The organism is Amycolatopsis sp. ATCC 39116, assembly GCF_000231075.2.
Classification (GTDB): Bacteria; Actinomycetota; Actinomycetes; order Mycobacteriales; family Pseudonocardiaceae; genus Amycolatopsis_E; species Amycolatopsis_E tucumanensis.
This window is the reverse complement of sequence record NZ_AFWY03000035.1, coordinates 16,164-27,511: the sequence shown is the minus strand read 5'-3', so window position 1 is coordinate 27,511 and position 11,348 is coordinate 16,164. Positions and strand designations below refer to the sequence as shown.

At 69.4% G+C, this 11,348-nt stretch carries 12 protein-coding genes; 7 read left to right on the top strand and 5 right to left on the bottom strand.

The annotated features are described in order from the left end of the window. Positions 1-20: 20 nt before the first annotated feature. Positions 21-434 (top strand): Sec-independent protein translocase protein TatB, encoded by a 414-nt coding sequence (gene tatB, locus AMY39116_RS0328115; protein ID WP_020420940.1) that lies wholly within the window; start codon positions 21-23, stop codon positions 432-434. 573 nt (positions 435-1,007) lie between these two features. Here the strand turns inward: tatB and AMY39116_RS0328110 are convergent. From AMY39116_RS0328110 to AMY39116_RS0328095, 4 genes are read right to left on the bottom strand one after another with little or no spacing between them, the layout of a single operon-like run. Further along, positions 1,008-2,153 carry an Mrp/NBP35 family ATP-binding protein gene (locus AMY39116_RS0328110; RefSeq protein WP_020420939.1) on the bottom strand — a complete coding sequence of 382 codons (1,146 nt, stop codon included), beginning with the start codon at positions 2,151-2,153 and terminating at the stop codon, positions 1,008-1,010. 9 nt (positions 2,154-2,162) lie between these two features. Further along, the gene (locus AMY39116_RS0328105) at positions 2,163-2,684 is read right to left on the bottom strand and encodes a DUF1003 domain-containing protein (RefSeq protein WP_017986918.1); all 522 of its coding nucleotides are present in this window, start codon (positions 2,682-2,684) and stop codon (positions 2,163-2,165) included. Continuing rightward, positions 2,677-3,963 (bottom strand): magnesium transporter MgtE N-terminal domain-containing protein, encoded by a 1,287-nt coding sequence (locus AMY39116_RS0328100; RefSeq protein ID WP_020420938.1) that lies wholly within the window; start codon positions 3,961-3,963, stop codon positions 2,677-2,679. Before AMY39116_RS0328100 ends, AMY39116_RS0328105 begins: the two co-directional genes overlap by 8 nt. A 10-nt stretch (positions 3,964-3,973) precedes the next feature. Next, positions 3,974-4,834 carry an aminoglycoside phosphotransferase family protein gene (locus AMY39116_RS0328095; protein ID WP_235716239.1) on the bottom strand — a complete coding sequence of 287 codons (861 nt, stop codon included), beginning with the start codon at positions 4,832-4,834 and terminating at the stop codon, positions 3,974-3,976. Positions 4,835-4,923: 89 nt separating this feature from the next. Between AMY39116_RS0328095 and AMY39116_RS0328090 the strand changes: the two genes are divergently transcribed. Continuing rightward, a complete protein-coding gene (locus AMY39116_RS0328090; RefSeq protein ID WP_020420936.1) occupies positions 4,924-5,748 on the top strand; it encodes a slipin family protein in 825 nt (274 codons plus the stop codon). 76 nt (positions 5,749-5,824) lie between these two features. Beyond that, positions 5,825-7,021, top strand: a complete 1,197-nt coding sequence (locus AMY39116_RS0328085; protein ID WP_020420935.1) for an acyl-CoA dehydrogenase family protein — start codon at positions 5,825-5,827, stop codon at positions 7,019-7,021. 37 nt (positions 7,022-7,058) lie between these two features. Here the strand turns inward: AMY39116_RS0328085 and AMY39116_RS0328080 are convergent, their stop codons facing one another. Next, positions 7,059-7,448: a hypothetical protein gene (locus AMY39116_RS0328080; RefSeq protein ID WP_020420934.1), complete on the bottom strand. Its 390-nt coding sequence runs from the start codon at positions 7,446-7,448 to the stop codon at positions 7,059-7,061. A 101-nt stretch (positions 7,449-7,549) separates the two neighbouring features. Here AMY39116_RS0328080 and AMY39116_RS0328075 point away from each other — a divergent pair, with 101 nt between their 5' ends. The 4 genes from AMY39116_RS0328075 to AMY39116_RS0328060 all read left to right on the top strand — a co-directional run bounded on the left by AMY39116_RS0328075 (position 7,550) and on the right by AMY39116_RS0328060 (position 11,343). Beyond that, entirely contained in the window at positions 7,550-8,083 is a 534-nt protein-coding gene (locus AMY39116_RS0328075; protein ID WP_017986924.1) for a general stress protein, read from the top strand. A 157-nt stretch (positions 8,084-8,240) separates the two neighbouring features. Further along, entirely contained in the window at positions 8,241-9,557 is a 1,317-nt protein-coding gene (locus AMY39116_RS0328070; protein WP_027936281.1) for an ABC transporter substrate-binding protein, read from the top strand. Then, positions 9,554-10,501, top strand: a complete 948-nt coding sequence (locus AMY39116_RS0328065) for a carbohydrate ABC transporter permease (protein ID WP_020420932.1) — start codon at positions 9,554-9,556, stop codon at positions 10,499-10,501. Before AMY39116_RS0328070 ends, AMY39116_RS0328065 begins: the two co-directional genes overlap by 4 nt. Then, the gene (locus AMY39116_RS0328060) at positions 10,501-11,343 is read left to right on the top strand and encodes a carbohydrate ABC transporter permease (protein WP_027936280.1); all 843 of its coding nucleotides are present in this window, start codon (positions 10,501-10,503) and stop codon (positions 11,341-11,343) included. Before AMY39116_RS0328065 ends, AMY39116_RS0328060 begins: the two co-directional genes overlap by 1 nt. The last annotated feature ends 5 nt before the right edge of the window (positions 11,344-11,348 follow it).

Genomic DNA, 11,348 nt, shown 5'->3' with positions numbered 1-11,348 from the left:
TGTGAGGCGGAGGTTCGCGAATGTTCGAAAGCGTTGGCTGGGGCGAGATCCTCGTCCTGATCGTCGCGGGCCTGTTCATCCTCGGCCCGGAGCGCCTGCCCGAGGCGGCGGCCTGGCTGGGCCGGAGCGTGCGGAAGGTGCGCGATTTCGCGACCGGCGCCCGGCAGCAGCTCAAGGACGAGATGGGCTCGGACTTCGAGCAGTTCCAGAAGCCGCTGGAGGACCTGCGGCAGCTGCGGAACTTCGACCCGCGCCGGGCGGTCACCCAGCACCTCTTCGACGGTGACCCGGACCCGCTCGGGATCAACGGCCTGTCCGGCGGCAGCGTGAAACCGAACGGCTACCCCGCCACGACGACCACCCCGGCCGCGAAGCCGGACCCAGAACCACTCAAACCAGGCGAAAAGCCCCCAACAGACCCAGACGCCACCTGAGAAGAGGGCCACCCCAGGAGGGGTGGCCCATTTTTTTTCTGGCACAACCGCGAAACCGGCAACGCAACGGCACTGGCCACCCCGGCAGGGGCGGCCCTTCTCACTTCGAATCCGCAAGCCGGCAACGCAAAGCAAGCGACTACCCCAACCAGACCTCCCCCGCCCCCGATCCACAGCCTGCTTTTAGTCGCCGATCAGGCGTGTCAAGGCACGCTTTCCCGCCTTGACACGGCTGCTCGGCGACTGAAACACAATCAGGGAGAGGGGGCGGGGGTGGTCGGAAGGTGACCTTCCGGCGCCGTAAGGCGCACCCGCCCGCAGGGCGGAAAAGATCAAAAGAGTCCTCGCCGGACGGGCAGGCTCCGGGATGACCAGGGGACCGTTGTCGTCTCACCTCGGGTGGGTGGTCGCCGGGTGGTCATCCCGTCGCCTCCGGTTTGTGCATATCACCTTGAGCCAGGGCCGCAAGGTTGGCATCTCAACTCACGCGAGCACGGATGTTGCGGCCCTGGCTCAAGGTGATCGTCACGTGTCAGGCGACGGGATGACCACCCAGCTCGGGGTGTGTGCGGCCTAGCGTCCGCTGGGGCTGAGGTTCAGCATCTTCCCGGCCAGCCCACGGGCCCGCACCGAGAGCTTCTTCGCCACGTCCCGCAGCACGAGCGACGCCGGAGCCTCGGGTTCGGCGAGCACCAGCGGCGTTCCGGCGTCACCCTGCTCCCGCAGGCGCGGGTCGAGCGGCACCTGGCCCAGCAGCGGCACCTCGGAGCCCACCGACTTCGACAGCGAATCGGCCACGGTCTTGCCGCCGCCGGAGCCGAAGATCTCCATCCGCTCGCCAGAGGGCGTCTCCAGCCAGGACATGTTCTCGATGACCCCGGCGACCCGCTGCCGCGTCTGCATCGCGATCGCGCCGGCCCGTTCGGCGACCTCCGCCGCGGCCTGCTGCGGCGTGGTCACCACCAGGATCTCCGCGTTCGGGATCAGCTGGGCCACCGAAATGGCGATGTCACCGGTGCCCGGCGGCAGGTCCAGCAGCAGGATGTCCAGGTCGCCCCAGAACACGTCGGCCAGGAACTGCTGCAGCGCGCGGTGCAGCATCGGGCCGCGCCACACCACCGGCGTGTTGCCCGGGGTGAACATGCCGATGGAAATGACCTTCACGCCGTGCGCCTGCGGCGGCATGATCATCTGCTCGACCTTCGTCGGCTTCTCGCGCGCGCCCAGCATGCGCGGCACCGAGTGGCCGTAGATGTCGGCGTCGACCACGCCGACCGACAGCCCGCGCTCGGCCATCGCCACCGCGAGGTTGACCGTCACGCTCGACTTGCCGACCCCGCCCTTGCCGGACGCGACGCAGTACACCCGCGTCATCGAGCCCGGCTGGGCGAACGGGATGACCGGCTCCGCCGCATCGCCACGCAGCTGTTTCCGCAGCTCAGTGCGTTGCTCGTCGCTCATCACGTCGAGCTCCACCCGGACGTCGCGCACCCCGGGGAGCTTGCCGACCGCGGCCTTGGTGTCCTTGGTGATGGTGTCCTTGAGCGGACAGCCGGCCACCGTCAGGTACACCGCGACCGTGACGACGCCGTCCTCGCCGACCGTGACGTCCTTGACCATGCCGAGCTCGGTGATGGGCTTGCGGATCTCGGGGTCGTGAACGTCCTTCAGCGCCGCCCGGACGTCCTCGACACTGGGGATCTGCTGCGTACTGGTCACCCCACCATGCTACGGACCGGTAATGGCCTCTGCCTGGGCCCTATTGCTTTTGCCACGTCGCGGCTTGGTGTTGAGGTCCTCACGCAGCTTGTCCAGCTCCCCGCGCAGGTAGTCGCGGGTGGCGACCTCGCCGACCGCGAGGCGCAGCGCGGCCAGCTCGCGCGCCAGGTACTCGGTGTCGGCCTTGGTCTGCGCCGCCCGGTGCCGGTCCTCCTCCAGCGACACCCGGTCCCGGTCGTCCTGCCGGTTCTGCGCGAGCAGGATCAGCGGCGCCGCGTACGCCGCCTGCGTGGAGAACGCCAGGTTGAGCAGGATGAACGGGTACGGGTCCCAGCGCAGGGCGGCCGCGCTCAGGTTGACGATGATCCACACGACGACGATGAGGGTCTGCCAGAACAGGTACTTCCCGGTGCCGAGGAACCGGGCCAGCCGCTCGGACAGCCGTCCGAAGCTGTCCGGGTCGATGCTGACCAGTGGGCCCCGTCCGGAGCGGGGCTGGTCGAGGCGGCGCCGCGCGGTCAACTCAGGCACTGTCGATCTCCTGTCCCTCGGTGATGTCGTGCAGCCCGGTCTCGCGCCAGCGGTCGGGCAGCAGGTGGTCGAGCAGGTCGTCGACCGTGACGGCGCCCAGCAGGTGGTCCTGGTCGTCCACCACCGGACCGCACGCCAGGTTGTAGGCCGCGAAGTAGCGGGTGATCTCCGGCAGGTCGGCGTCCGGGCCGAGTGCGGGCAGGTCGGTGTCCACGGCGCTGGCGACCAGCTCGGCAGGCGGTTCCCGGAGCAGGCGCTGGAAGTGCACGCACCCCACGTAGCGGCCGGTCGGGGTCTCGGTCGGCGGGCGGCACACGAAAACCAGGCTGGCCAGCGCGGCGGGCAGGTCGGGGTTGCGGATGTGCGCCAGCGCCTCGGCGATCGTGGCGTCCGGGGTGAGGATGACCGGCTCCGGCGTCATCAGGCCGCCCGCGGTGTCGGAGGAGTAGGTGAGCAGGCGCTTCAGCGGCTCGGACTCGTCCGGGTGCATCAGCTCCAGCAGCCGGCTCTGGTCGGCCGGCGCCAGCTCGGCGAGCAGGTCGGCCGCGTCGTCCGGGTTCATCGCCTCCAGGATGTCCGCGGCGCGCTCCTCGGCGAGGTGCGCGAGCAGTTCCTTCTGGTCCTCCTCGGGCAGTTCCTCCAGCACGTCGGCGAGCCGCTCGTCGTCCATCGAGTCGACCACCTCGTGCCGCCGCTTGGTCGGCAGGTCGCGCATGGTCGCGGCGATGTCGACCGCGCGCATGGTGTCGAACAGCATGAGCAGCTGCCCGGCGCCCTGCGGCTGCCCGGTGAGGTCGGTCAGGCCCAGCCCGCGCACCTCCGACCAGGGCAGGACCTGCAGCGACGACCGCCGCCTGCCGATGCCGAGCCGTCCGGAGCGCTCGCGGACGGCGAGCTTGGCCAGCACCCAGTCGCGGGTGCGGACCGGTTCCATCGCCGCGTCGGCCACCGTGACGCGCGCGTCGGTGGAGGCCAGCCGGGCCTGCGCGTCGATCAGCTGCCCGAGCACGAGGACCTCGTTGGGGCGGCGGTGGAAGCGGCGCATGTTGACCGAGCCGGTCGCGAGCGTGACGGCGTTCGGCTCGATCGCGGTGACCCGGAGCATCGGCACGAACACCCGGCGACGGGTGGCCAGCTCGACGACGAGCCCCAGCACCCGCGGCGGCTGCTGGTCGAGCCGCAGGCCGGCGACCAGGTCGCGCACCTTGCCGATGGACTCGCCGTCCGGTCCGAAGACCGGAAGGCCGGCCAGCTGGGCGGCGAAGACCCTGTTCACCATGCCGCCAACCCTATTCGAGCGCCGCCCACTCGGCGATCGCACTGACGATCGGCACGCTGGGGAAACCACCGTGCTCGGCGGCCCACAACCAGTTGTCCACGGCCCGCACGAGCGTCCAGGCGCGGGCGCGGTCCGGGTCCAGCCCGGCGGCCAGCACACGCACCCGTTCTTCCACTGTGGACTCTCCGAACCGGTTCCACAGCAGGGGGATCAGGCCGAACTCCGCGTCCCCGGCGATCGGCTGCGGGTCGATCACCAGCCACGGTTCCCGTGTGCCTGCGAGGATGTTTTCGTAGTGCAGGTCCTGATTGACCAGTGATGTCCCGGCTCCCGGCCCGAGGTCCCGGCACACGGCGACCGCGGCGTCCACCAACCGCTTCGGCACCGGACCGCCCAGCCGCGCCCAGTCGGCGGGCATCTCCTCGGCGAACCGGACCGCCTCGTCCCGCAGCGTGCGGCCGAGCGCGGGAGCGGGCACGGTCAGCCGGTGCAGCAGGCCGTGCGTGATCTCCAGCGCCTTGTCCAGCGGCTCGGTGAGCAGCGAGCGGGACGCGTCGAGCCGCTCCAGCAGCAGCGCGCCGCGGGCGCTTTCCAGCAGCCGCACGGCTCCCCGGCCATCCCAGGCGGACAACGCCACCGGCTCGTCGCGGGTGCCGTCGTCCTGCCAGGCCAGCTTCAGCACGAGCGGTTCGCCGTCGCGGCGCACCGGGAACACCAGCGCGGTGTACCCGTGCCACGGCGGGCCCTCGATCACCAGCCCCCACTGCCGGCAGCACCAGTCCGCCAGTTCCGGCAGCGCGGCCAGCCACGGCCGCACCACGTCGCCCTCGTTGTCGATCAGCCGTCGTGAGAACTCCCCAGGTATCCGCACCTCACCCAGACTGCCAGTGATCGGGCACTTCCCAACCGGTGTGACGGGGGTAACATCGCGTCAAGGGACACGCACCCCTGGGAGCCGCCATGCTGGCCGAAATCATCTCCGTCGTCGCGGCCGTGGGGATCACCGGACTCGCCGCCAGTGTCCGCGTGGTCCGCCAGTACGAGCGCGGCCTGGTCTACCGCTTCGGCCGGGTGTCCTCGGCCGTCCGGGAGCCCGGCCTGACCCTGCTGTTGCCGATCGCCGACCGGCTGCAGAAGGTGAACATGCAGATCGTCACCCTCCCGGTGCCCGCGCAGGAGGGCATCACGCGGGACAACGTGACGGTCCGCGTCGACGCCGTCGTGTACTTCAAGGTCATCGACCCCGTGGTCGCCGCCGTCAACGTGCAGGACTACCGGTTCGCCGTCGGGCAGGTGGCCCAGACCTCGCTGCGCTCCATCATCGGCAAGAGCGACCTGGACGACCTGCTGTCCAACCGGGAGCGGCTCAACCAGGGCCTGGAGCTGATGATCGACAGCCCCGCGCTGGACTGGGGCGTGCACATCGACCGCGTGGAGATCAAGGACGTCGCGCTGCCCGAGTCGATGAAGCGGTCGATGTCGCGCCAGGCCGAGGCCGAACGCGAGCGCCGGGCGCGGGTCATTTCCGCCGACGGTGAGCTGCAGGCCTCGCACAAGCTGTCCGAGGCCGCGGGCATCATGGCCGACACCCCGGCGGCGCTGCAGCTGCGCCTGCTGGAGACGGTGGTGCAGGTGGCGGCGGAGAAGAACTCCACCCTGGTGCTGCCGTTCCCCGTGGAGCTGCTCCGCTTTCTCGAACGGCACACCGCCGACAAGCCCGCCGAGCAGCAGGTGAACGGTCAAGCGCCGGCGCCGCGGCAGTCGGAGGAGTCCGCCCCCGGGTGAGGCGCGCCATATGCGGGACGGCATGGCGGGGCTCATACTCGCCGGTAATACCGCCCGCTGACACAGGAGTCGCCCCATGGCCCGTCTGGCCCAGACCGCCGGTCTCACCGACGTGCAGCAAGAGATCCTGTCCACGGTCCGCTCGTTCGTGGACAAGGAGATCATCCCGCACGCCCAGGAGCTGGAGCACGCGGACGCCTACCCGGCGGACATCGTCGAGGGCATGAAGGAGATGGGCCTGTTCGGGATCACGATCCCGGAGGAGTACGGCGGGCTCGGCGAGTCGCTGCTGACCTACGCGCTCGTGGTCGAGGAGATCGCGCGCGGCTGGATGAGCGTCTCCGGTGTCATCAACACGCACTTCATCGTGGCGCACATGATCTCCCGGCACGGCACGCCGGAGCAGAAGCAGAAGTACCTGCCGAAGATGGCGGCCGGCGAGGTCCGTGGTTCGTTCTCGATGTCCGAGCCCGACCTGGGCTCGGACGTCGCGGCCATCAAGACCCGCGCGCGGCGCGACGGGGACGACTACGTCATCGACGGGTCGAAGATGTGGCTGACCAACGGCGGCTCGTCGAACCTGATCGCATTGCTGGTGCGCACTGATGAGGGCGCGGAGAAGGCCCACCAGAACCTGACGACGTTCCTGGTGGAGAAGCCGGAGGGCTTCGGCGAGGTGGCGCCCGGGCTCACCATCCCCGGCAAGATCGACAAGATGGGCTACAAGGGCGTCGACACCACCGAGGCGGTGTTCGACGGCTTCCGCATCCCCGCCTCGCAGGTCCTCGGTGAGGCGCCGGGCAGGGGCTTTTCGTTCATGATGGACGGCATCGAGGTCGGCCGGGTGAACGTGGCGGCGCGGGCGTGCGGCATCGCGATCCGGGCGTTCGAGCTGGCCGTGGAGTACGCGCAGCAGCGCAAGACGTTCGGCAAGCCGATCGCCCAGCACCAGGCCATCGCGTTCAAGCTCGCGGAGATGGCCACCAAGGTCGAGGCGGCGCACCTGATGATGGTCAACGCGGCGCGGCTGAAGGACACCGGCGAGCGCAACGACGTGGCGGCGGGCATGGCGAAGCTCATCGCGAGCGAGTACTGCGCCGAGGTGACGCAGGAGGCGTTCCGCATCCACGGCGGCTACGGGTACAGCAAGGAGTACGAGATCGAGCGCCTGATGCGGGAGGCGCCGTTCCTGCTCATCGGCGAGGGCACCAGCGAGATCCAGAAGACGATCATCAGCCGCGGCCTGCTGCGCGAGTACCAGTCCCGCTCCTAACCCCGGCGCGGCCCGCCCATCGTCCGTGGGCGGGCCGCTACGCCTTCGCGACCATCGACAGCCCGCCCGTCGCGAGGGTGAACACCCGGACCAGCGCCCCGCGGACCGCGGAGTCGCGGTCGAGCCGCTCGAGCGAGGCGAACCGCTCGGGAGCGAGGTCGATCGTGACGATCGCACCGGCCCCAGCGCGATCCGCGGCCGCGAACAGCGCCAGGCACCGGTAGGCCCGCACGCTCCCGCCGCGCTCTTCGCGCATCAGCGACTGCAGGAGCACGGCTCCCGGCCGGACCTGGCCGCGGAGCGCCTCCACGGAGCTCCACCGACTCGCGAAACCGCGGGACTCCGCCTCCGCCTGGATTTCGAGCAGTGTTCGGAAGCTGACCTCGCACACGCGGAAGTCGGCGTCGGCCGAGTCGATCAAGGGCACCGGTGCATCATCCCCGCTGAAGGCACTTGGAGTGTCGGGTTCGCGTGGTTTCATAGGGGTTGGCAGGATGAAGTCACTCGATCACTACGACAGCACAGGTGATGACCGTGACCAGCCCGTTCTCCTCCGGCGGCCGTCAAGCACAGGGCCTGCCGCGCTTGCCGACGCCGCCCACGGGGTGGCCGATCGGCTCCTACGCCACCTACCAGGAGGCGCAGCGGGCGGTCGACTACCTCGCTGACAACCAGTTCGCAGTCGAGGACGTGACCATCGTCGGCGTGGATCTGATGCTCGTCGAGCGGGTGCTTGGCCGCCTGTCGTGGGGCCGCGTCCTCATGACCGGCGCGATCTCCGGCGCCTGGTTCGGCTTGTTCGTGGGTTTCCTGCTGGCCATGTTCGCCTCCGGCGCGGAGGTCACCTACCAGCCGATCCTGGTCGGCCTGGTCTCCGGTGTGCTGTTCGGCCTGGTGTTCGCGGCCATCAGCTACGCCTCCTCGCGCGGCCGCCGCGACTTCGCCTCGGCCAGCCAGCTCGTCGCCGGCCGCTACGACGTCCTGTGCCAGCCGCGCAACGCGGAGCAGGGCCGTGACCTGCTGGCGAAGCTCGCGATGCGGCCATCCGGGTCATCGAGCTGAATCGTGACCTCCACCGCTTGCGGTGCGTGATCGCCGGGCATAGTTTCAGTTCCCACCGATCGTGCGACCCGGGTTGACACCCTCGGGTTGCTTGATTGCATGCACGACGGCGTGCGGGGTGGGTCTCCCGCCGGCCGCGTGCCGAGGAGGAGGCCTGATGGGGAACGGTAAGAGCCGGGGCAGGCCGCCCGGCAGGATCGCGGCGGTGGCCGGGGCGGCCATGCTGACGGCCGGCCTGGTGACCGCGTGCGGATCCGAACAGGGGATCACACTCAACCTGTACTACGCGCCGGAGGACACGTTCCAGACGGTCGTGGACAACTGCAACGCCCAGGCGGCGGGGCGGTACCGGATCGTCTACAACAAGCTGCAGCGCGGCGCCGACGACCAGCGGCTGCAGATGGCGCGCCGGCTCGCCGCCGGTGACGACGGCCTGGACATCCTGGGCCTGGACGTCACCTGGGTGCCGGAGTTCGCCGAGGCCGGCTGGGCCGAGGAGTGGACGGGGTCGAACAAGGCGCGGGCGGAGGCGGGCGTGCTGCCCGGCCCGCTGGCCACCGCGACCTGGAACGGCAAGCTCTACGCGGCGACGAAGAACACCAACGTCCAGCTGCTCTGGTACGACGACCGGATCACGCCGCAGCCGCCCGCGACCTGGGACGAGATGATCGCCGAGGCCGAGCAGCTCAAGGCGGCGGGCAAGCCGCACAACATCCTGTTCACCGGCGCCCAGTACGAGGGCCTGGTGGTCGTCTACAACACCCTGGTCGCCTCCGCGGGCGGGCACATCCTCTCCGACGACGGCAAGTCCGTGGTCATGGACGAGGGCGCGGTGCAGGCCCTGGAGATCCTCAAGCGGGTCACCTCCAGTGGCATCACCGACCCGTCGCTGACGAACCAGAAGGAGGACGACGTCCGGCAGGCGTTCCAGCGCGGCAACGGCGCGTTCGAGCTGAACTGGCCGTTCGTCTACGCCTCGTTCGCCGACGAGCAGCCGCAGGACCTGCAGCACTTCAAGTGGTCCACCTACCCGGCGGTCGACCCGGGCATCCCGGCGAAGACCACGATCGGTGGCTACGACCTCGCGGTCAGCACCACGTCCAAGCACAAGCCGGAGGCGTTCGAGGCGGCGCTGTGCCTGCGCAGCCCGGAGAACCAGAAGTTCTCCGCGCTCAACGACGGTGTCCCGCCGAGCATCGAGTCGCTCTACACCGACGACACCCCGCTCGACCCGACCAAGCCGGTCGACGCGGACAACAACCCGAGCATGGCCACCGCGTACCCGATGCGGGACGCGATCTTCGCCGCGCTCAAGGATCCCGCGGTGCGCCCGCTGACCCCGGCGTACCAGAGCCTGTCGACCGTGATCTCCAAGGTGCTGTCGCCGCCGTCGGAGATCGATCCGCAGCGGACGGCCGAAGAGCTGCGCACCAAGCTGACCGACGCGCTGAACTCGAAAGGGGTGATCCCGTGAGCACGGTCGAGGACGTTTCGGCGCCGCAGCGGACCACGGCGAGACCGGGCAAACCGGCGCTGAGCGAAGGGAAGAGGGCCGAGCGGCGGCTGGGCTGGCTGCTGTGCGCGCCCGCGGCGTTCGTGATGGTCGCGGTCACCGGCTACCCGATCGTCTACTCGATCTGGTTGTCCCTGCAGCGGTACGACCTGCGGTTCCCGCAGCAGACCGAGTTCGTCGGGTTCGCCAACTACGCGGCGGTGCTGTCGGACTCCTACTGGTGGACGGCGTTCGGCACCACGATGGCGCTCACGGTCATCTCGGTGGCGATCGAGCTGGTGCTGGGCATGCTGCTCGCGTTGATCATGCACCGCACGCTCGTCGGCCGCGGCCTGGTGCGCACGGTTTCGCTGATCCCGTACGGGATCGTGACCGTGGTGGCCGCGTTCTCCTGGTACTACGCGTGGACCCCGGACACCGGGTACCTGGCCAACACCCTGGCCGGTGACTCGGCGCCGCTGACGCAGTACATCCCGTCGATGGCGATCATCATCCTCGCCGAGGTGTGGAAGACGACGCCGTTCATGGCGCTGCTGCTGATGGCCGGGCTCGCGCTGGTGCCGGACGACCTGCTCAAGGCCGCGGCGATGGACGGCGCGAACGCGTGGCAGCGGTTCATCAAGGTGATCGTGCCGGTGATGAAGCCTGCGATCCTGGTGGCGCTGCTGTTCCGCACCCTGGACGCGTTCCGCATCTTCGACAACATCTACGTGCTCACCGGCGGCCAGAACGACACGTCGTCGGTGTCCATGCAGACCTACAACAACCTGATCAAGGGCCTGAACCTGGGCATCGGCTCGACGATGTCGGTGCTCATCTTCATCACGGTCGCGATCATCGCGTTCATCTTCATCAAGCTGTTCGGCACCGCGGCGCCCGGCAGCGACAAGGGGGGCAAGCGCTGATGGTGATGGGCGGAGCGGTCACCACCGGCCGCAAGACGAAGTGGACGCTGATCGACATCGTGGTGGTGGTCTACGCGCTGGTTCCGGTGCTGTGGATCCTGTCGCTGTCGCTGAAGACGAAGGACACCATCGACGACGGGAAGTTCATCCCGCGGTCGTGGACGCTGCAGAACTACGCGGACATCTTCCAGACCCTGGACTTCGTGCGGGCGCTGATCAACTCGATCGGCATCTCGCTCATCGCGACGCTGATCGCGGTGATCCTGGGGACGATGGCCGCGTACGCGATCGCGCGGCTGGACTTCCCCGGCAAGCAGCTGCTGGTCGGGGTCTCGCTGCTGATCGCGATGTTCCCGCAGGTGTCGCTGGTGAGCCCGCTGTTCAACATCGAGCGCACGCTTGGGCTGTTCGACACCTGGCCGGGCCTGATCCTGCCGTACATCACGTTCGCACTGCCGCTGGCGATCTACACGCTGTCCGCGTTCTTCCGGGAGATCCCGTGGGAGCTGGAGAAGGCGGCCAAGATGGACGGCGCCACGCCGGGCCAGGCGTTCCGGCGGGTCATCGCCCCGCTGGCCGCGCCGGGGGTGTTCACCACCGCGATCCTGGTGTTCATTTTCTGCTGGAACGACTTCCTGTTCGCCATCTCGCTGACCTCGACCAACGCGTCGCGGACGGTGCCGGCGGCGTTGTCGTTCTTCACCGGGGCCTCGCAGTTCGAGGACCCGACCGGGACGATCTGCGCCGCCGCGGTCGTGATCACCGTCCCGATCATCCTGTTCGTGTTGTTCTTCCAGCGCCGCATCGTCGCGGGGCTGACCTCCGGTGCGGTGAAGGGGTAGCGCCA